General features: G+C 40.4%; 14 protein-coding genes and 1 pseudogene. 11 read left to right on the top strand and 4 right to left on the bottom strand.

The annotated features are described in order from the left end of the window. The 3 genes from PHU20_RS01210 to PHU20_RS01200 are packed head-to-tail and all read right to left on the bottom strand — an operon-like array spanning position 1 to position 2,202. Positions 1 to 663, bottom strand: coding sequence for a peptidoglycan recognition protein family protein (locus tag PHU20_RS01210; RefSeq protein ID WP_274823510.1), 663 nt, complete (start codon positions 661 to 663; stop codon positions 1 to 3). Between the two features lie 4 nt (positions 664 to 667). Further along, positions 668 to 1,066: a 3D domain-containing protein gene (locus tag PHU20_RS01205; protein WP_274823509.1), complete on the bottom strand. Its 399-nt coding sequence runs from the start codon at positions 1,064 to 1,066 to the stop codon at positions 668 to 670. A gap of 44 nt (positions 1,067 to 1,110) precedes the next feature. Beyond that, on the bottom strand, positions 1,111 to 2,202 hold the full coding sequence (locus PHU20_RS01200; RefSeq protein ID WP_274823508.1) for a Gfo/Idh/MocA family protein: 1,092 nt from the start codon (positions 2,200 to 2,202) through the stop codon (positions 1,111 to 1,113). 124 nt (positions 2,203 to 2,326) lie between these two features. On the opposite strand from PHU20_RS01200, the gene PHU20_RS01195 reads away from it, so the two are divergent. Next, a complete protein-coding gene (locus PHU20_RS01195) occupies positions 2,327 to 3,655 on the top strand; it encodes a serine hydrolase domain-containing protein (RefSeq protein WP_274823507.1) in 1,329 nt (442 codons plus the stop codon). A gap of 353 nt (positions 3,656 to 4,008) precedes the next feature. Here the strand turns inward: PHU20_RS01195 and PHU20_RS01190 are convergent, their stop codons facing one another. Next, positions 4,009 to 4,851 carry a 1,4-dihydroxy-2-naphthoyl-CoA synthase gene (locus PHU20_RS01190; RefSeq protein WP_274823506.1) on the bottom strand — a complete coding sequence of 281 codons (843 nt, stop codon included), beginning with the start codon at positions 4,849 to 4,851 and terminating at the stop codon, positions 4,009 to 4,011. 627 nt (positions 4,852 to 5,478) lie between these two features. Here PHU20_RS01190 and PHU20_RS01185 point away from each other — a divergent pair. The 10 genes and pseudogenes from PHU20_RS01185 (at position 5,479) to PHU20_RS01150 (ending at position 22,860) form a co-directional block, all read left to right on the top strand. Continuing rightward, a complete protein-coding gene (locus PHU20_RS01185) occupies positions 5,479 to 5,946 on the top strand; it encodes a nuclear transport factor 2 family protein (RefSeq protein ID WP_274823505.1) in 468 nt (155 codons plus the stop codon). Positions 5,947 to 5,959: 13 nt separating this feature from the next. Next, positions 5,960 to 6,904: an FIST N-terminal domain-containing protein gene (locus PHU20_RS01180; protein ID WP_274823504.1), complete on the top strand. Its 945-nt coding sequence runs from the start codon at positions 5,960 to 5,962 to the stop codon at positions 6,902 to 6,904. 23 nt (positions 6,905 to 6,927) lie between these two features. After that, positions 6,928 to 7,077 (top strand): hypothetical protein, encoded by a 150-nt coding sequence (locus PHU20_RS20130; protein WP_420828657.1) that lies wholly within the window; start codon positions 6,928 to 6,930, stop codon positions 7,075 to 7,077. A 2-nt stretch (positions 7,078 to 7,079) separates the two neighbouring features. After that, on the top strand, positions 7,080 to 8,249 hold the full coding sequence (locus tag PHU20_RS01175; protein WP_274823503.1) for an FIST signal transduction protein: 1,170 nt from the start codon (positions 7,080 to 7,082) through the stop codon (positions 8,247 to 8,249). A gap of 143 nt (positions 8,250 to 8,392) precedes the next feature. Then, positions 8,393 to 8,776: pseudogene (locus PHU20_RS20125) on the top strand (nuclear transport factor 2 family protein); the annotation flags it as partial. Positions 8,777 to 8,950: 174 nt separating this feature from the next. Beyond that, on the top strand, positions 8,951 to 14,845 hold the full coding sequence (locus tag PHU20_RS01170) for a sensor histidine kinase (RefSeq protein ID WP_274823502.1): 5,895 nt from the start codon (positions 8,951 to 8,953) through the stop codon (positions 14,843 to 14,845). Between the two features lie 10 nt (positions 14,846 to 14,855). Beyond that, complete coding sequence (locus PHU20_RS01165; protein WP_274823501.1) at positions 14,856 to 15,995, top strand: FIST signal transduction protein; 1,140 nt, start codon at positions 14,856 to 14,858, stop codon at positions 15,993 to 15,995. Beyond that, positions 15,996 to 17,036, top strand: a complete 1,041-nt coding sequence (locus PHU20_RS01160) for a sensor histidine kinase (protein WP_274823500.1) — start codon at positions 15,996 to 15,998, stop codon at positions 17,034 to 17,036. Continuing rightward, entirely contained in the window at positions 17,029 to 19,203 is a 2,175-nt protein-coding gene (locus tag PHU20_RS01155) for an ATP-binding protein (RefSeq protein ID WP_274823499.1), read from the top strand. Before PHU20_RS01160 ends, PHU20_RS01155 begins: the two co-directional genes overlap by 8 nt. A gap of 6 nt (positions 19,204 to 19,209) precedes the next feature. Beyond that, a complete protein-coding gene (locus PHU20_RS01150) occupies positions 19,210 to 22,860 on the top strand; it encodes a sensor histidine kinase (RefSeq protein ID WP_274823498.1) in 3,651 nt (1,216 codons plus the stop codon). Positions 22,861 to 22,869: the final 9 nt, after the last annotated feature.

Genomic DNA, 22,869 nt, shown 5'->3' with positions numbered 1-22,869 from the left:
TTATTTGCTGGTTTTGGGTAGGGGTTTAAATTCAAATTGTGTTGTGGCTTTACGGACTTTGGACATAAATTCTTCCCCAGGGTCGGTCTTTGTTGTCCGGTATCCTTCGTCCTGCTCCAACCAAAGGTCATGACCTTCGAACAGGGTGTATTCATGATGTCCTATGACATATTCGATATCATATTTTTCGGCTAAATACTTTACCAACCAAATATTCGATTTCAGTTGTGCATTGGTCAAAGGGGTTTCTTTCGTACCACCTACATTCTCAACGCCTATGGCACAATGGTTGAGCCCTATCACATGCCTTCCCATGGTTGTTTCCGGCATTAACCGATAGATGGTACCATCCCGGTCTACCAAGAAATGGGTGGAAACATTCAAACCACTGACATTTTCAATATCAGGTCGCCAATTTGGTAATTTGGCATTGTAAAAGGCATCGAAAGACCCTTTGAATGTTGGAATGGCCGTCCAGTGCAAGACAATCATCCTGGGTACAATGGTAGTCATTTCCCGGTCCAGGCCGTACCGGTCTTTTAAATATTCCAAAGTCAGTTCATTGCGTTCATCATTGAAAATAATCGGTTTGTCCACAATGTTTTTTGAGGTAGAACAAGCAGTAAAGAGCACCACCAAAAGCAGTGGTAAGGATTTTTTCATTTTTTCAGTTTTGTAGGGATAAAGTTAAAGAATCGAATTCTTTCTTTTTAACGGCATATTCAATTAATATCTTTTTTCTTCCCCATTCTTTTGCCTTCTTGGTATTTTCCCCCATATAAATGTCGATCCTATTGGTCCATCTTCGATGCATTTTATCATTAATATGGAAGGTGTCGGGAAAAGTGGCTATCCGCACCAATGTGCCATAGGACAATCCTTTTGCTATCAAATCCCTGGAAACCGCAATGGATTTCATTCCGGGGACCAAGGTATCGCCCCAAGCCGTGATATGGGGATTATCCGTAGTTTGATCATGGATTGAATTGTAGGCCGTTGCCGTAACTTCTAAAGGCACCCATATATAAGGATCGATTTTCTCGGTGGTAGTTTCCTTGCAAGCCATCGAAAGGAAGGTTATAAAAACCATTGAAATAAAGCGGAACTTCATTATAGGATCATCCGTTTTCCGTTTTGTGCTGCCGACTCAAATATGGCCTCCACGACCTTAATATCCTTCATTCCTTCGGTTCCGGGCACCAATACGTCAAATGGTCTTTTGTTTTTGATCGCAAGGGCATCATCATCCATTTGTTTCGACTGCTGGTTTCCTTGAAATGGCTGTAACCGTTGACCATCACTGGTGATGCCTTGAACCCCGCCATAGGATTGGAAAGGGCGCAATTGGTACCAGCCTTCCCCACAATTTACTTTAAGGGTGTTGATACTTTCCGCAAAGGTCGTTTTACACTGTGCTGTGATTCCTTCCGGAAATTCTAGATCGAAAAGAGTGGTTTCATCAGCTTTGAAAATATGGGGCCTGGAATTGGGCTGGGTTGCGCTTACCGCCAAAGGTTCCATGCCAGTGGCATACCTTACGGCGTTTAGGGGATAAACCCCCATATCGAACATGGCGCCCCCACCCAGTTCCTTATATAATTTCCAATGACTACGATCATGACCCCCATGTCTAAATCCGGCTTCGGCATACAAATCGGTAATCGTACCGTAGGGTTTTTCTTTTGCCCATCGGATTATTTTTTGGGTGACCGGTTCGTGCTGCATCCTATACCCTATCGTCAATTGCACTTTGTTTTTTGCACATACGTTGATCATTTCCTGACAATCGGCAACGGTAGTTGCCATGGGTTTCTCACACCAAACATGCTTTCCTGCCGCTGCCGCGATTACCGCATAAGGTTTATGGAGGGTATTGGGCGTTACGATGTATACCACATCTATTTCATCATTGTTGGCCAAGGCGTGCATGTTCCCGTAATTGTAGATATTGCGGTCCTTTAGACCATACTTTCGTTTCCAAATAGGTATTTTTTCGGGGCTACCGGTTACGATTCCCTTTAATTCGCAATGTTTGGTCAATTGAAGTGCCGGTGCCAACAAATCCCTGCTGTAATACCCCAATCCCACTAGGGCAACGCCAAGTTTATCTTTTGTCGATGGTGTCGAAAATATGGGGGTCGGCAATGTGCTGGCGGCAAGCAGCATTCCCGATTTCTTTAAAAATGACCGTCTATTTTCCATGGCAGTGAATTTTAAGCGACTTACTTTACGTAATTTAAAGAATTTTCATGAGTCCTAAGTAATTGTTCTCGGAAATCCATAACGGAATCCATTTCAATTTATATATTTGAAGTTATTTAACCCCATGAAAATAGTAAAGCGCCTTTCAATTGCAGCGTTGGTCATCCTGAGCGTTGTAGTGTATATCAACTACCCTAAATTGAACATTATTTCCGGCTTTACCGCAAAAAGCATGGCCTCGAACCATTTTGTTGCCCATCGCAGTCCGGAATCGATTGCAGCGAACGACCATAAGGTCCCGATGATCGAATTGGCCGAGGCCGAGGCATACAACGATGGAGCAACAGCCACCGTTTATGGTTTTATGGAACGAAAGGCCATTTGCAATGAAGGAGTTGGTTGCGTACTGGTAAATGACGATTACGATACGGGATCATTTGGTTTTTTACCTCGACGCGATAAGGAGGAAATAGCTTTGCCTTTTCCCTTTGGGAATTTGGAACCCAAGGATACTATTTTTGAAGATGTTGATTACGATCGATTGGAAGGGGCCATTGAAGGTGCTTTTGCGAATGCCGAGGTACAAAAAACAAGGACCGTCCTAATAGCCTATAAAAACCATATAATAGGGGAAAAATATGTCGACGGATTTAGTGCGGAAACCCCCATTTTAGGTTGGTCGATGACCAAAAGTGTTTTGGCTACCCTGTTTGGGATCCTTGAACATGAAGGAAAAATCGATTTGAACGACCCGGCCCCTATAAAACCATGGCAAAATGATGAACGTAAAAACATTACGTTGAACCATTTACTGAGAATGCAGAGCGGATTGGCCTGGGAAGAGGATTATGGGAAAATTTCGGATGTTACCCGTATGTTGTTTTTGGAAGAGGATATGACGTTGACCCAAGTCACTAAAAAAGCCATTGCCGAACCTACGGAGGTATGGAACTATTCTTCAGGTACGACCAACCTTCTCTCGGGCATTTTAAGGGATCGTTTCAAAACCCATCAGGAATACCTCGATTTTCCTTACAAGGCCTTAATCGATAGGATCGGCATGCACTCCATGCTTATCGAAACCGATATGAAGGGAAATTACGTAGGTTCGTCCTATGGTTGGGCTACCACGAGGGATTGGGCGAAATTCGGGCTGTTGTATCTTAATAAGGGGCACTGGAACGGGGAGCAGCTTTTTGATGCTTCATGGGTCGATTATATCACCACTCCGACCAAATTGTCCGATGGCACCTATGGGCCCCATTTTTGGTTAAATGCCGAAGGCAACTACCCTGATGTACCCAAAGACCTATATTCCGCCAATGGCTATCAAGGGCAATATGTGTTTGTCATACCTAGCAAGGATTTGGTAGTCGTACGTACCGGCCTGGCAGAGTCTCCGGAATTTGATGTAAATACCTTCTTAAGCGGAATCGTAGCAGCGATCAAGTAGCTATCGGACCTTTTTGACCTTTTTAAAGGATTGGTTTTATGTCAAAAAACCTATTATGGGGAGTTTACCACATTTCTGCCTTGGTACACAACAATAATTGGCAAGTACTGCAAGAACGTTTTACATTTACATCGTAATAATCAAGTAAATAATTTTTTTCATTTTCATATAGTGTTCTCGTAAAAGAGTCTTGTCGGTCTTCGATAGGGCTCTTTTTAGTTTAAGGGTTTATTGTTTGAAATATCGCTATTTCAAATAAGAGAAACCGTGGGTAATGGCGATAGGCCATTATATCGCCCATGGGTTCGTTAAACCGATCAGGATGCGTTCTCTCCTACCTTGGTCCGTTTCCATCAAGGGATCCAACTATTCTTGTCAAAATTGGGTTTGCGTTTTTCCAAGAAAGCATTGCGACCTTCTTTGGCCTCTTCGGTCATATAGGCCAAACGGGTGGCTTCCCCGGCAAAAACCTGCTGTCCGACCATGCCGTCATCGGTAAGGTTCATGGCAAACTTCAGCATTTTTATCGAGGTGGGTGATTTTTCCAAGATTTCCTGGGCCCATTCGTAAGCGGTATCCTCCAGTTCATCATGGGGGATCACAGCGTTTACCATGCCCATTTCATAAGCATCCTGGGCCGTATAATTACGTCCTAAGAAGAAGATTTCCCGAGCTTTCTTCTGTCCAACCATTTTGGCCAAGTAGGCAGAGCCATATCCCCCATCAAAACTCGTGACATCGGCATCGGTTTGTTTAAAAAGGGCATGTTCCTTACTGGCCAAGGTCAAATCACACACTACGTGCAGACTATGTCCGCCCCCTACGGCCCAACCGGGAACAACCGCGATGACCACTTTGGGCATAAAACGGATCAAACGTTGCACTTCAAGGATATTGAGGCGGTGCATACCGTCTTCCCCTACATAACCTTTATGTCCGCGTGCCTTTTGGTCGCCTCCACTACAAAAAGAATACACCCCGTCTTTGGTTGAGGGGCCTTCCGCTGAAAGCAGGACCACCCCTATCGAGGTATCCTCTTGGGCATCATAAAAAGCCTTGTACAGCTCACTGGTGGTCTTGGGCCGAAAAGCATTGCGTACATTGGGCCTGTTAAAGGCGATACGGGCTACCCCGTTACATTTTTTATAGGTGATATCCTCAAATTCTATAGCGGTTTCCCAATTGGCTTTTGACATTTTTCCGATTTTTGATTTGCATCATGATTAACGACTGCAAAGTAACACAATTTGGAAAAATATGGACTACCCGAGAGCTTCCTTATACGGGAAATCGGCTTTATGCCCACTGGGTGATAACCATGGCTAGCTATCGTAATCCCTAGAACCGCTCTAATTTTCCATATTGGGAAAGTGTAGGTAATCGGTTGAAGGTCGCCAGCACCCAAAAGGCTTGTCAACCATGGCTGTTTTCGATAGTCCCCAGCGTATGGGTTTCTTTATGTATTTCCGGTTCAGCACATTAAAAATCAGGAATCAATGGATGATCGTGCTATGTGTGCCAATTTTTTTTATATTTGAGTACCTCCCCCATTTTAAAATCCTTTGTTAAAGAAGTATCCGAGCGAATAAAAGCCGTGCCTGTTATTCGTGGAAGCCTTAGCACTAAATAAAAGATTGTAAACCAATTTTAGGAGTATTGGGATTTTTGGGTTTGTACAGGTAGTACCATTGTTTTCCCGTTAAGAAGAAACTATGGTAGGCCTTATGGATCTTGACCCGATGCCAACCAATGGTACGGTCTTCTAAACGCTAAAGATAACCGAGGATCTACGTTCATCATTGTAGTACTATAGAAAACATCCTATGAAACCAACCAAACAGGTAATACAAGTTTATGATAAATGGTTATACCGTTATTTAATTGGGGATGTTGAAACCTATGACTCCTATTTTGATGATGCCTGTCATTCTATAGGTACTACCCAAAATGCAGATTTTCTAGATAGAGCGGCTACCACCCAATTTTTGGCCGATACGGCTGACCAATTTGCCGTAAAATGTGAATTAAGAAATAAAACCTTGACCATGGAACAGTTAGGGAATTCTATTTTCATCACCCCTTTGTTCGATCCAAGGTTCAACCTGTACAGGGATAGGAATTTCGACACCAGGTTCAGGTTGATAAGTGCCTTGGAAGTAAAAAGAAAGGCTGGTACTTCATTTACCGATATTTCGCTACGCCCGATACCAAAACTGAAGAAGGGGAAACCCTTGGGTTTGAAACAAACCATGTGCTCACCAGAAGCAGAAGCAACATCCAATGATATATAATCAATTGACATAAATGATTTCAAAAACAATAAAAGCCAGTTCCACCGAAGCCATCATCAAAGAAATGGATAAGGCAACATCCGATGGTTTTAAACCGACCTTGGCTTTTGTTTTTATATCGGCAGAACTTGACAAACACACCATATCCTCCTTTTTGGATAAGAATGGAATAGCCGTTTTTGGTGCTACAACCATTGGTGAATTTACTGAAGAGGGAGTTACTTCCAAGCATATTGTAATCATGCTACTTGACATGAATCCGGAGTACTTCAAAATAGTTATTAAGGATTATCCGTATGGGGAAGCACTTAACTCTGGTCGCTATATCGGAAATTTCGGAAAATCCACCTTCAAACAACCTGCCTTTATTATTTCCGGTTCCAATATGGAAGGGCCAGGGGAACTTATAATGCAGGGCATACGCAATGAATTGGATGAAAAAACAACAGTCATAGGCGGAATGGCCGGTGATGCTGTTTTTACCAATGCCAAAGAAAGTAAACAGGCTGTTTTGGCACTGATTATCGATGAAACAAAAGTCACGCTGGCAGGAGAGGCCGTGTCGGGCTGGAAAGCAGTTGGTACTGAAAAAATAATAACGCAATGTGAGGGTCCATGGATTCAAACCATCGACGATAAACCGGCTATGGAAGTCGTTAAAAAATTCACCGGATTGGAAATCGATGAACATGTATTGGATGATGGTTACTCTAATTTAGGCACTACGTTCCCCATACAGATCCAACAGGAAAAAGGGGCTCCGGTTATGCGTCCATTCTTAAAGTATGACCCAAAAACTGATGCGGTTTTATGTGGCGGTAATTTAATAAAAGGATCACGTTTCAGGTTTTCACTCCCACCCGACTTCGAAGTCGTTGATGCGGTTGTGGAAAGTGCACAGGAAATAAAACAAAATGAATTGTCGGATGCCGATGCTGTACTTGTTTTTCATGTATAGGCAGAAAAGTTTCATTGGGCCCCATGGCTTTCGAAGAAGTATTGGGCATACAGAAAATTTGGAATAAGCCCATGGCAGGATTTTTCAGCATGGGAGAATTTGGAAAGACAAAAGCGGGTACTACCCAATTTCATGGTACTACCATAAGTTGGGTGGCAATTAAAGAAAAATAGAAATGAAAGCTAAATCAATTCATGGTACATCTGTCAATGACATTCAAAAAACTTTGGATCGCACCATCAGTGATGGGTTCAAACCAACCTTGGCCATAATATTCATCTCGATAAAACAAGATAGAAAAGCAATCTGTCAATGGTTAGCCGCTAAAGATATAGATGTTTTTGGCGCAACATCCTCAGGCGAATTCATTAATGGTATCCAAACCACAGGTGAAATCGCCATACTGCTTTTAGAATTGCCAAAAACGCATTACACCATTCTTTTTGAAGCTATTGGAGAGAGAACTTTAGAAACCGCAACTGCTACACTTGCCCATACTGCATTAAAGCAATTTACCAATCCTTCACTTATTGTTTGTAGTACAGGGATCAACCAAAAACAAGAATTCTTTAAAGGTGAAGAAATGGTGAACTATTTAAAAGAACAGCTTGGACCTGATAAATTATTCTTTGGGGGTATGGCTGGGGATGATTGGACGCTTAAAGGAAGTTTTGTATTTACCAATTCGAAAGAAACAGACGATGGCCTGGTCGCTTTAGTTCTTGACGGGGATAAAATCAATTTAAAAGGAATGGCGGTCACCGGTTGGAAACCGTTGGGAATTAAAAGAACGGTTACCAAAAGTAAAGGCAATTTATTGTATGAAATTGATGGAAAACCAGCCTTGGAACTTTATTTGAAATATTTGGGCAAGGAAGATAAAATGACCGAAAACAATTATAACATTTTTGAAGAAGTATCAATGGAGTATCCATTTATTGTTGAAAGGGACGCGAACGAAACAGTGCTAAAAACACCTATGAGGATTGACGTTAAGGAGAAAGCTTTAGTGATGGACATACCAATGTCTGAAGGTTTGAATTTTTGGTTTACCAACCCTCCGGAATTCGATATTGTTGAAGAAGTCATAGACAAAGCGAACCAGTTAAAACAAGACACAGGAGAACAAGCAGATGCCTTATTGGTCTTTTCCTGTGCAGGCCGACAACCCATTCTTGGACCATTGGCAACTGAAGAAAACGAAGGTCTTGCGAGGGTTTGGAATTCACCTATGGCTGGTTTTTTTACGTATGGAGAATTTGGCCGTGTACTCAACGGCAAACAAAATTTTCATTCAGGAGCCTGTTGTTGGGTCACATTAAAAGAAAAAGAAACGAATAACTAACAAATAAGATGCTCGCTTTTTCGAGAAATAAATATGAATCAACCCCTCAACCATAGTTTCGGTTTTATCGAAAGCCCAAATCACTTTTCCCTTGATGAAATGAAAGCTTAACATTCATGATAACATTACCAATATCCTAAGGCATGAAACTGACCAAAAAACAAGAAAATGAAATTTGGCAAGTCTATAATACCTGGTTAGACGCTTACCTTAACGGCGATGTTCAAACCTATGACAACTATTTGGAAAAAGACTATCATTTTATAGGTTCTACCAATAATGAAGAATTCCTAAGTAAAAAAGACACGACCAATTTCTTTAGGGAAACAGCAGACCAATTGGCAGGAAAATGCGCCTTAAGAAATGAGAACAGAATCATAGAAAAATTTGGTGAATTGGTCTTCATAACACACTTGTTCGATGCGTGGTTTAAAAATGGGGATGATTATACATATTACGGCCGTTTCCGGTTTGCCAATACCTTAAAAGAAACCAAGAACGGTTGGCGCTTTATTTACCAACATTTCTCTACCCCCGATGGCAAAACGGATGAGGGGGAAACCATAGGGTTTGAAAAAATCAATGAGGAAAACCAAGAGCTTCGGGAAGCCATAAAGCGAAGAACCTTTGAACTCGAACAAAAAAATCGCGAACTAGAAGTTGAAACAGCTTTAGAGCGCATTCGGGCACAAGCCGTTGCCATGAAAGAATCAATGGATTTGCTTGATATTGTAGTGGCCATGCGCAATGAATTCACAAAATTGGGGCATGAGGCACACTACTTCTGGCATATGATGTGGTTGCCCGATAAATATGAAAAAGCCATGACTTCCGGTGATGGGACCCGCATTGGTTTCGTAATGGAATTGCCAAGGCACATCCATGGTGATATTCCACTGTTGGCTAAGTGGGAAAAAAGTAAAGAACCAACCGTTGTGTATGCTATGGATGCACGGGAGGCCATAGACTATGTAGATAAAATGGTCAATTTGGGTGATTTCAAAAATATCGATCCCCAAGCGCCTACCCATGATGATATTCGGCATATTGGGGGACTCACATTTATCATGGCACGTACCAGCCATGGGGAAATCGGGTATAGCTTGCCCGGAAGCGTTAAAAATCCGCCAAAAGAAGATGTTGATATATTAGTAAAATTCGCAAGTGCATTCGATTTGGCCCATCAACGTTTCCTCGACCTTCAAAAAGCTGAAAAGCAGTCTAGGGAAGTTCAAATTGAACTCGCCCTTGAAAAAGTGAGAAGCCGAACTATGGGTATGCAACGAAGTGATGAATTAAGAGATACCGCTTTGCTTCTATTTCAACAAGTTGAGGAACTAGGCATAAATTCCTTTGCTTGTGGTTTTAACATTTGGGATAAAGACAAGAAATTTGCTACGGCTTGGATGGCAGGTAAAGATAGACTTCAACCACCATTTAGAACAAATTCTAGTGAAGACGTATATCTACTTTTTCGCGAAGCAGAAAAAAGAGGAGACGCTTTATTTGTTTTAGAGCAGGAAGGAAAAGAACTAGAAGAACATTACAAGTACTTGGTATCTATACCTGAGGTGAAAGCATTAGCTAAAGCTGGACTTTCGTTTCCAACTTTTCAAATTATTCATTGTGCCTATTTTAAAAAAGGGTATCTCATGTTTATTACACATGAACCTGTACCAGATGCACACGATATTTTTATACGTTTCGCTAAAGTTTTTGAACAAACGTATACCAGATTTTTAGATTTACAAAAAGCAGAAGCACAAGCCAGAGAATCAGAGATTGAACTCGCCTTAGAACGTGTTCGGGCAAGAACCATGGCCATGCAACATAGCGATGAATTACAAGAAGCTTCTTACTTGTTAGATGAACAAGTAAGAGGACTTGGCATTAAAACCTGGGGTTGTGCTTTTAATATTTATGGGGAAAACGAATCTACCGAATGGTTCGGGAATGAAGCAGGGGTTTTACACACCTACACGGTTCCAAGGGCCGGCATATTTAAAAAGTATTACGACAGAGGTCAAAATGGGGAAACACTATGTATTCAAGAATTTTCAGGTGATGAATGTGTGGCCCATTATGAATATATGAGCTCCCTCCCTGTTATTGGCGATGTTTTAAAACAATTAAAGAAAACCAATAACGGTTTCCCGACCTATCAAATAGACCATGTCGTGTATTTCAAATATGGGTATTTGTTATTCATCACCCGGGAACCGGTACCCGATGCCTATGATATATTCAAGCGTTTCGCCAAGGTTTTCGAGCAAACCTATACGCGATTTTTAGACCTTCAAAAAGCAGAAGCACAAGCAAGGGAAGCACAAATAGAAATGTCTCTGGAAAAAGTACGTTCGCGTACTATGGCCATGCAAAAAAGTAGTGAGCTTTTAGAAGCAGGAGAATTGCTTTGGAATGAAATTACAAAATTAGGCATCGAATGCTTTACAAGTGGTTATGTTTTAATGGATGAGAATGAAGATATTGGCTGGAATTACACACCTAATCCTTCAACCGGTAAAATTCTAGATCAAGCCATTGGTATTCCACACCAACAAACTCCTCCGATGCGAAAAATTCTTGCTGGATGGAAAAAAGAAGAACCGTTATCCGTTATCGAATTGACGAAAAAACAAACCATTGCACATCAAACTTTTGTGGCAGAAAAAGGTATTAATTTCCCTTTTTCCGCAAAAGAACTTGTTGAAATTTCACCAAAAGAAATTGTCATTCATGCGTTCAACTTTAAGCAAGGTTATTTATTGATTATTGGTGGCGAAAAGCTCGCCAATACACAAATTGAAGTGATGTTGCGTTTCACCAAAGTGTTTCAGCAAACCTATACACGTTTCCTCGATCTTGAAAAAGCAGAAGCACAAGCGAGAGAATCGCAAATTGAAGTTGCGGTTGAGCGTATTAGGGCGCAATCTATGGCCATGCATCATCCAGATGATCTTAAAAATGTAAATTCTGAAATTTATAAGCAGTTACAACTTTTAGATATTAACGGCTTAACTGGAGTGAGTATTTGGTTAGTCGATAAAAATAATTACGTAAAAATCTGGGATCTCTCTAGTCCAGGAAACATAAGTAATCCAAATAGCTACAGTGTTGCTTACGATGCTTCAAAATATGATATACTCGGCGAACCGGTACGAATTCTAAAAAATTTAAAGGAGGATTATTTTGTATTGGATTATCCTTTGGAAAAATTACATAAAGCAGTTAAAGAATGGTCTTTGGCAGATAAGGCTGTTGGCAATGATATTAAAGATGCCATAACAACAGGTAGACTTTCACAGCAATGGAATCCTTTTGCTCGACACAATAATGGCCTTTTTTCTATTGATCTTATAGCACCACCAAATGAAGACACAAAAAAGATCGTAACTAAAATAGCTTCAGCATTCAATCAGGCATACACACGTTTCTTAGATCTTCAAAAAGCTGAAGCACAAACCAGGACTGCACAAATAAATTTAGCCGTGGAGCGTGTTAGGGCCAAAGCGTTGGCCATGCACAAGTCAGAAGACATCTTATCCGTGGTCGCTAAACTGAAAGAAGAAGTCTTGTCATTGGAAATTCCGGATGTGATTGCAGCCAGTATTTTCTTAAATGAAGGTGAAGACAACGTAAGAATGTGGGACCTCTCCTCGCTTGAAGAAAATAATAATGGATTTCAAATCCCCTTCGACATTACGTTCAAACTTAAAAAAAGAGATCCAAATCTCTATATAAAACGGATTTGGGAAAATCCGGAGGATTACTTTTTGGAAAAACAAAATACCAAGGACTTTAAAAGAATCATTGCTTGGCTTAGGGAACATGAGGAAAACAAATTTGCAGATGAAGTTGAAGAATTTATTGGGTCCACAAAATTGGAACATTTGCATCATGCCGTAAAAACACTGAATAATGGCAAACTGGTCATTGATACTTTAAATGCACCTTCAGAGGAAATGGAAACCATTCTCACCAAAATGGGAGCGGCATTCGATTTGGCTTACAAACGCTTTGAGGATTTGCAAAAAGCAGAGGCACAAGCGCGGGAAGCACAGATTGAGGCAGCATTGGAAAGAGTTCGTGCCAAAAGTATGGCCATGCATAAAAGCGAGGAACTCCTGGAGGTTATTACCGTGGTTTCAGAACAATTACTTGCATTGGGTTTTAGATTTCATCATGTAAGTTTTGCCCATAACAATATTGATGAGACGTATAGATTTTGGACCGCTGCAAAAGGTATGGCAAAACCTATGCGGTTTGTTGTGCCTTATAAAGACATACCAATGTTCAACAATATAATAGCAGCTCAAAAAAGATCTTCTTCATTTTTTACGGATATCCTAACACAAAAAGAGAATAACCAATGGCACGGACATTTGCTTAAAAATGATAAACGCGCCAATGTTTTTTCGAAAGAAGACAATGAGTATATGCAAAGTAAAGGAATGGCACGTTCCATAGCCATCAATCCTAATATTATGTTGATTCTTGCAAACTATGCCTCAATTCCATATACAGAAGCTGAAAACAAAATCATTGCACGTTTTGGACAAGTATTCGAACAATCCTACACTCGTTTTCTCGATTTACAGAAAGCAGAAGCACAAGCGCGGGAATCGCGGATTGAGGCAGCATTGGAAAGAGTACGTTCACGTTCGCTCGCCATGCACAAACCAAAGGAACTCCAGGAAGTAGTTGCTGTAGTTGCCGAAAAACTAAAGGAACTAGGCGTTATATACGATGCAGGAGGTGTAATTCTTTGCACCTACTTCCCAGACAACAAAGATGTTGTGCACTGGATTACGGTTGATGATTTTTCAACTTCGGGAAGATATTTAGTACCCTATTTCGATAATCCTATTTTTAATGATGCTTGGGATTCCAAAATGAGAGGCGATGCCTATTTCTCGAAGGAATTTCCTGTAGCAGCTAAAAATGATTTTTTTAAACAAGCCTTTGAAAATAGTGATTATAAGCACATGCCAGAAGATTATAAACAGTTTGTACTCAAAGCTGACAAACACTATCTCTCGGCCGCTTGGTCAAAAAATTCGGCAATTATCATCCCTTCCTTAACAGAAGCCGTCCCTTCGGAAAATGATGCCGAAATCATTAAACGCTTTGCCAAGGTTTTTGAACAAGCTTATATCCGTTTCATGGATTTACAAAAAGCGGAAGAAAGGGCACGAGAGACTCAAATTGATATGGCATTGGAACGTGTACGAAGCAGAACACTTGCCATGCAATCCTCTGAAGAATTAGCAGAAACCTCTATGGTTGTTTTTCAACAACTCGTTGCATTGGGGATTGCACCCAACCGATTATTTATTGGGATTATCAAAGAAAAAGGAGCATCTATAGAAGCATGGGCTACCAATGAAGACGGCAGTGAAATTGCCAGCCAATTCACGCTACAAGCATCAAAAAACAAAACCATAAAAAAAATGTTGGATGGCTGGAAACAGCAAAAAAAATCTCTTGTCATTGATATGAAAGGAAAGGAACTGGAAGCCTATTTCCACTACTTGAACAATGATTTAAAGATTCCTTTTACCGATGGTTTGAAACAAAAACGAAGAGTTCAGACCCTAGCCTATTTTTCGGGAGGTATAATTGGAATGGCTGCGCCAGAAGAACAACCAAAAGAAACCATCGATTTGTTAGAGCGTTTTGCTTCCGTTTTCAATTTGACCTACACCCGGTTTAAGGATTTAAAAGTTGCTGAAGCGCAAGCCAAAAAAGCCGAGGAAGATTTAATAAACCTGCAATTGGCGAAAAAAAGTGCCGAGAATGCCTTATCCGAATTACAGCAAACCCAAACGCAACTCATCCAAGCTGAAAAGATGGCAAGCTTGGGAGAATTGACAGCCGGTATTGCCCATGAAATACAGAATCCACTCAACTTCGTCAACAATTTCTCGGAAGTCAGTAACGAACTTATCGATGAAATGAACGAGGAACTGGATAAAGGCGATTTGGAGGAGGCAAGGTTCATTGCTACGGACATCAAACAAAACCTTGAAAAAATAAACCACCATGGCAAACGCGCCGATGCCATTGTTAAGGGAATGCTACAACATAGCCGTAATAACAGTGGCCGAAGGGAACCGACAGACGTAAATGCCCTTGCAGACGAATACCTGCGATTGGCCTATCATGGATTACGCGCCAAGGACAAAAGCTTCAATGCGGAACTAAAAACCGAATTTGACGATAACATTGGGCCCATCAATGTTATTCCACAGGATATGGGCCGGGTAATTTTAAACCTGATTACCAATGCTTTTTATGCCGTGAATGAAAAGAAACTGCAAAACCCGAAGGGCTATAGACCAACCGTTTCTGTTCACACCAAAAAAAAGGGTGATACCATGGAAATAAAAGTCATCGATAATGGAAACGGAATCCCCAAAGGTATCGTGGATAAGATATTCCAGCCCTTTTTCACCACCAAACCCACGGGCAAAGGTACGGGCTTGGGATTGAGCATGAGCTATGACATTGTTAAGGCACACGGCGGAAAACTGGAAGTAGTGTCAAAAGAAAACGAAGGAACCGGGTTCAGTATTCATTTACCCATTAACCATTAATAGGATACGTATGAAAGCGAAATCAATAAAAGGAAAGTCCACCGAGGAAATTAGGGCAGCCCTCGCAGAAAGTGCGGCGGACGGTTTTACCCCTACCCTGGCGATTTGTTTTATTTCAAAAATTATGGATAGGAAGGCGATCAGTGACTTATTGGGGGCAGCGGACATCGGTATTTTTGGTTGTACGACCAATGGGGAGTTCATTGATGAAGATCCGGAAAAAGGTTCTGCAGCCATTCTATTAATGGATATGAACAAGGATTATTTTCATATCTATTTTGAAGAATATCCTGAAAAAAATTACCGTGATGTAGCAAAAAACATGGCACAAAAAGCTAAATCAAAATTTGCTGAACCTGCCTTCTTAATCGGGATAAGTGATGCTTCGACCGATGGGGAAGAAATACTTCGTGGAATCGAAGAAGTAGCCGGTGCAGCCGTAAACGCCTTTGGAGGCAGTGCCGGTGATGATTATTCATTTTCGGAAACCTTTGTCTTTACAAATGCAAAAGAGAGTTGCAATGCCCTACTATGTATTGCAATCGATGAATCAAAAGTCGAAATAAATGGAATTGCAACTTGTGGCTGGAAACCAGTGGGTACCGAAAAGACCGTGACCAAAAGCGAAGGAAACCATGTGTACACCGTAGATGATCTCCCAGTACTGGATCTTACGGCCAAATATGGCGGTATTCAAAACGTGACACCTGAAAACAATGGTTTACTCATAGAAATAGCGGCCAATTTTCCGTTGCAATTACAGCGGGAAAAAGGAGATCCGGTGATGCGACCGGGACTGGTGGTTGACTGGAACGACCGTTCTTATTATACAAGCGGCGCGGTACCCCAAGGTTCAAAAGTCCGTTTTTCACTACCCCCCGATTTTGATGTGATGGAAAAAGTGGTTAAAGGTGTTGCGGATTTAAAGGCCACGAAAATGCCGGTTGCGGATGCTGTGGTCGTATTCAGTTGTGCCGGTAGGATTTTGTCGCTAGGACCATTGATGAACCAGGAAATCGAAGGGATAAAAAACGTATGGAAGGTGCCAATGGTCGGTATGTTCAGCAATGCAGAATTGGGAAGGGCCACGGGAGGCAACTTGGAAATGCATAACCTTACGACATGTACCATTGCTTTAAAAGAAAAATAAATGAACCAACAACTTCAAACGATACTCAAAACCATTGAAGGAAATGAAAATATTTCCATCGAAGAAAAGGAGGTGCTCATAAATGCGGTCAAGAAAGCGGATTATGAATTGACCATAACAGCATTCAAACTGGAAAGAACGGAAAAAGTAAAGCGCACTACCGCTATTTTATTGGAAGAGACCATTGAGGAGCTCGAACAAAAACGAAAAGCTATAGAGGAAACCAACGCAGCCTTACAACAATCCTTGGAAAATTTAAAGGCAACGCAGTCCCAGCTTATCCAATCCGAAAAAATGGCAAGTTTGGGAGAACTAACCGCCGGTATCGCCCATGAAATCCAAAATCCGTTAAACTTCGTCAACAACTTCAGTGAGGTGAGTAACGAGCTCATTGACGAAATGAACGAGGAACTGGATAAAGGGGATTTTGAGGAGGCAAAATTCATTGCGTCGGACATCAAACAAAACCTTGAAAAAATAAACCACCACGGTAAACGGGCCGACAATATTGTAAAGGGGATGCTACAGCACAGTCGTAGTAGCAGTGGTACCAAAGAACCTACGGATATCAATGCCCTTGCCGATGAATATTTGCGCTTGGCCTATCATGGTCTGCGGGCCAAGGATAAATCATTTAATGCCGAACTCATTACCGATTTTGACAAGAGCATAGGCAAAGTAAACATGATACCTCAAGACATGGGGCGGGTTATTCTCAATTTAATTACGAATGCCTTTTATGCCGTGAACGAGAAAAAACAAAGGGATATTAATTTTAAACCTATAGTTTCTGTAAGTACTAAAAGCCTAGGTAACCATATTAGCATTAGTGTTTCTGATAATGGTGATGGCATTCCCGAAAAGGTAAAAGATAAAATATTTCAACCCTTTTTTACCACCAAACCAACAGGTCAAGGTACGGGCTTGGGTTTAAGTATGAGCTATGACATTGTAACCAAGGGGCATGGAGGAGAATTACAAGTGACAACAAAAGAAGGTGAAGGCACAACTTTCATAATTAACCTAAGAATCAATGATTAAACAATCCCTACTATTCATCACGCTATTTTTCTGTATACTATTTACAGTAAGAGGACAAGAAAACCCTGTAGATAAAAATGGATTGGCCCTTGATACAATCGTGCATTTTACGAAAGCAGATTTAGATTCAATTTTTGGTTTAAGGTTAACAAGGAAAGCAGGTTGGATTTTTAAATCAGGAAATAAGCAAGATGCGTCTCCTATAGACATTGATTTAGCTGGTTGGGAACGATTAAACCCCTCTCAGATAACCAATGATATGGCAGATAGTTCTGGCAAATTTGAAGGTTGGTTTAGGTTGCAATTTACCATTGATAGTGCTTTTGCAAAGCTTCCACTCTACTTGGATAAAGAAGACCATGCAGCAGAAGACATTTATATAAATGGAAAGTTGTTCCGTCAATTTGGAGAAAAAGGGAATGACAGAGCCTCATTTAAAGAACACATTCAAGATTTTGAGATACGATCTCCTATTTTTTTAGAGCCTGACACTACATATACATTAGCCATACATTATGTTGACTATAGTACCTATTGGGGCATTGCTAAATGGCTTCCTTTGGGCTCTACCAGATTTGTTACCAATGACTATTTTGACTACATGAGTTTTATAGGGTATAAACATTTATTTGACTTATTGAGTTCTTTCATCTTCTTCATTCTTTTCTGGCTTCTTTATTTCCTTATTAAAGAGGAAAGTGAACTACTCTTTATCGCTCTTTTTTCTACTATAATGTTATTAGCGAATATTAGCACAGCTTTCTATGGTGGTGATAGTTTGTACTTTACTATACCATCTCATTACATGATAATGTTTGCCTATTGCAGATTTTATTTAGAATTATGTTTTTACTTATTCTGCGTTTTGTTCGCCTATAAAATTTATTACGGAAAAGTTCCTAAATGGCTTATTTTGGCAAGTTTGATTGTACCATTATTTTTCTTCTTTGCAACCAACGATATAGGGGGTTTCCTATATTTTATATTTCAAATCAGTATTGGCATTTTCTTAATCTACCTATCCATAAAGTCTAAGAATAAAGTTTTATCTGCTAGAATACTTCTTTATTGTTTAACATTTTCTTATGTCTTTTCTCTTGTTGGATTTTTGGTAAGACAATCCTCTTTAACAGATGATTTTAGTCTAAGGTTAATAATGGTTTATAGTGATACGATCGGTAAAGCCATTCTCTTTTTAGGCATGTTGGCATTTGTTGCTTATCGCATGAGAGAGAAAAATGAGAATATGCGTCAAAATGCAATGGAACTTGTAAAGGTCGAAGCTGAAAAGGGTGCGCTAATTACTTCACAAAATGAAAAGTTAGAATTAAAAGTAAAAGAAAGAACATCAGAATTAAATCAATCTTTAGAAGAATTAAAAGCCACCCAATCCCAACTTATCCAATCTGAAAAAATGGCTTCCCTTGGAGAGTTAACTGCCGGCATTGCCCATGAAATTCAAAATCCGTTAAACTTCGTCAACAATTTTTCTGAAGTAAGTAATGAACTTATTGATGAAATGAACGAGGAATTGGATAAAGGAGATCTTGAAGAAGTAAAGGCCATTTCATTGGATATTAAACAAAATCTAGAAAAGATAAACCATCACGGTAAACGTGCGGACAATATTGTAAAAGGTATGCTTCAACATTCTAGAAGCAGCAGCGGTACTAAAGAACCAACTGATATTAATGTATTGGCCGATGAGTATTTGCGCTTGGCCTATCATGGTCTTCGTGCCAAGGATAAATCATTTAATGCCGAACTCATTACCGATTTTGACGAGAACATTGGAAAAGTAAATATGATACCACAAGACATGGGGCGGGTAATTCTAAATTTGATTACGAATGCCTTTTATGCCGTAAACGAGAAAAAACAAAGGGCTATTAATTTTAAGCCCATAGTTGCTGTCAGCACTAAAAAAACTAATGAACATATCACCATAAGTGTTTCTGATAATGGTGATGGCATTCCTGAAAAAGTCAAAGAGAAAATATTCCAGCCCTTTTTCACCACCAAACCTACTGGGCAAGGTACGGGCTTGGGACTTAGTATGAGTTATGATATCGTCACCAAAGGGCATGGAGGGAAATTAATGGTGGAAACAACAGAAAATAAGGGAACCACATTTATAATCGAATTGCCAAATACAACCAACAAATAGATCGGTATGAAAAAAACTTATTTAGTGCTGCAATTACTTCTAATGGGCCTAGGGTGTTGCCTATTGATTGTTTCCTGTAAAAAAAACAGCAAGTCGGAATCCGAAACCACCGTTGGGAATTATAAGGCCCCAGAAACCATTCCTTTGCAATTTACGGATCCGGAACCCTTTGAATGGGAGAACATTACCATTGATTCGGTGATAACCCCGGTAACTTACGATTTGGATGTGGATGCCCTGCCTAGCAAACCCTTTGAATTGAACACGTTTAAACCGCTAAAGTCACCAATGAAAGAATATGAGCTAGATTGGGATAATTTTCCAACAGAAAAAATAACATTGGAATCTGTTCCATTTACTGTAACCAAATCCAACATTAAAAAGCCTACCATTAAAAAAATGAAACCACCAGGGGTGATGGGTGGTACGAATGTCAATTTACTCCAACTTTCTACGAATGAGGGGTTAATAAGCGATGATATCACTTCTTTCGTAGAAACCGAGGATGGTGCTATTTGGATAGGGTCGTCTTCCTCCTCATCATCATTAACGCTTTATGACGGTGAAAATGCATTTACATTTAATTACAATGCCGTCTACAATATGGCATTCGACAACCAAGGCAAACTTTGGTTGGTTAGGCCAGCGGACCGTATGATTACCATATTGGATTTTAGCAATGACATTGAATACACGATTACCCAAACCGAAAATTTCACCCCTTTTGATATTCTATGTGACCATACCGGCACCTTGTACATCGCCTCACTCAATGAAGGGTTCTACACCATGGATTCGGAATTGAATAGTTTGCAAAAAGTTACAAATGTCAATAGTTCTAAACCGTGGAGGCTTTTAGAGGACAGTAATGATAACCTATGGTTGGGTTTTACCAATCATCTTGGGGTGCTAGACAAAGATCGGCAAGTACTTAAAACATTCCCAAGTATTGCGGATATTGAAATGAATTCCATCGTTTGGGATATTACGGAAGATCAATCGGGTAACATTTGGCTCAGTTTACCTTACCCTTCAGCCACCAATAACATAGCACATCCTACGCTTTTACGTCTCTCCCCAAAAGAACAAACGGTAAAGGTATTGGGAGCTGTCAATGGCTATAACGTTACGGGCTCCGAAATGGAAGAAGATAACAAAGGTAATTTTTGGATATTGGGAGCTGAAGAAGCGTTCATTTTAAGTAATAACCTGAAAAAGCACAAAACGATAACCCTAAACAGTACGCTACAAGGTTCCCTTAAAATACCCAGACCTTTAAAAAGGAATGATGGTTCTTTATGGATAGCTACAACGGACAAAGGTGTGCTCATCGCCAATAATTTCACCTTAAAAACTGAATATTTTGATACCACAAGAGGCTTGGTAAATAATGAAATCTGGGAAATAGAAGAAGACTCCAGAGGTGAGGTATGGCTTGGAACAGCTAGAGGAATCAATATTATCGATTTAAAGGAAAAAACGATAAAAGCCCTTAGTCCTGAGCAAATGAATGGTAGGCCCAATACAATCAATTTTATTAAAGAAATATCGCCGGATATTTATTATATAAGTTCTAGACCTGGCTTTTCCATACTTGATCGTAAAAAAAACAAACTTACCTTATATGCCAATTCTTCCGATATTTTCGCTGCAGGAATTTCCATCTTGAATGAGCATACTTTTGCCAACTACACGAATTCTGGGCTGTATATTTTTGATATTGAAAACAACACCATTAAGAAAGCGGTTTCCAAAAACGACCCTGATATTTTAAAGGCCGGTAGTGGATCTATAATGGCTTATGACAAAGAAATACTATGGACCCCCACCACCAATGGTTTGGCCAAAGTAAATTTAAAGACGAACACTATAAGTTATCTTAGGGAAGAACAAGGTCTTTGTGCCAATAATGTGGCAGCTGCCTACTTTTCAAAGGAAGGTGAGCTGTGGTTGGCTACCACAAATGGTCTTGGTATACTTAATTTAGAACAACATACGCTGACTACGATAAAGAAGGAAAACGGACTACAACCTACAGATTTGTATGATCTGGCAGAAAAAGGGAATAGGATGTATGCTGCCAGTGGTAATGGTTTGATCCCCCTGGAAAAAGCAACTGCGAAAACGACCTCCAAGGGCTTTTATAATTTTAATGGCGGACTTGGTTTTAAATCGAATGATTATTTACAAAATTCACCTAGATTTCTGAAAAACGGTCAATTTTGGTCTGGCATCACTAGTGTTTCCAATGAGTGGAAACTTCTTGTTCTTAATTCCGAACCTCAACAGGATAGTACCATAGGCAATGTTAAAATCAACAATATGTTCGTCATGGATGAAAACCCCGGGTTCGGGTTGAATATTGAGATCGACTCAACAAAGAAGCAAGCTTCATCATATGCCCATACCAACAATATAAAATGGGATTCTGTGAAAAGCCCTTATAATATTCCCGAAGGGCTTACCCTACCCTTTGACCAGAACAGCCTTAGTTTTAGCTATGGAAGTAATGTTATATTCAACAGGGATAAATTAAACTATCGTTTTGTGTTAGACGGTGAAGATGAAGATTGGAGTTACGCTGCCCATGGCACCAAGACCAAAAACTATTATAATTTAAAACCCGGTAATTATACCTTCAAAGTTGCTGTTAGAAATGGAAATGGCAGCTGGTCACCTCCCGATACCCTATCCTTCAAGATAAATCCCCCTTGGTGGCAAACCTGGTGGGCATATTTGTTATTCGGTTTAATAGCAGCCAGTATTTTGAGGGCCTATATTGTCTTCAGGGCACGAAAGTTGACCAAAGAGAATAGAATTCTTGAAGAACGGGTTTCACACAGAACGATTCAGCTCAAAACCAAAATCGATGAATTGAAATCTACCCAGTCCAAATTGATCCAATCCGAAAAAATGGCCAGCTTGGGAGAATTGACCGCCGGTATTGCCCATGAAATCCAAAATCCGCTAAACTTCGTCAATAACTTTTCCGAAGTGAACAAAGAACTTTTGGAAGAATTGGAAGAAGAAATTGAAAATGGCAATTATGACGAAGTAAAGGCTTTGGCAAAGGATGTAGCGGACAACGAAGACAAAATCATTTTTCATGGCAAACGTGCCGATGGGATCGTTAAGGGGATGTTGCAACATAGCCGAAGCAGCAGCGGGCAAAAAGAACCGACCGACATCAATACCTTGTCGGATGAATACCTGCGACTGGCCTATCATGGTTTGCGTGCCAAGGACAAATCTTTCAATGCCACTTTGGATACCGATTTTGATGATTCCATTGGTAAAATAAATATCGTTCCCCAAGATATGGGTAGGGTCATACTGAATTTGATCACCAATGCTTTTTATGTGGTCAAAAAGAAAAAAGAACAGCATCCGAATGGTTATGAGCCCACGGTATCGGTGCGAACGAAAAAACAAGGGAATATGGCATTGATTTCGGTTTTGGACAATGGGAACGGGGTACCCAAGGATGTATTGGATAAGATTTTCCAACCCTTTTTCACGACAAAGCCGTCTGGGGAAGGAACAGGCCTCGGTTTATCATTAAGCTATGATATAGTAAAAGTGCACGGAGGGGAATTGAATGTGGAAACAGCTCCTGGGAAAGGTAGCACCTTTACCATCTCGATACCCCTGGGTTGATACCGTCAA

The organism is Maribacter polysaccharolyticus (assembly GCF_028882255.1).
Taxonomy (GTDB): domain Bacteria; phylum Bacteroidota; class Bacteroidia; order Flavobacteriales; family Flavobacteriaceae; genus Maribacter_A; species Maribacter_A polysaccharolyticus.
The sequence above is the reverse complement of the archived record's forward strand: the minus strand, read 5'-3'. Positions and strand labels throughout refer to the sequence as shown.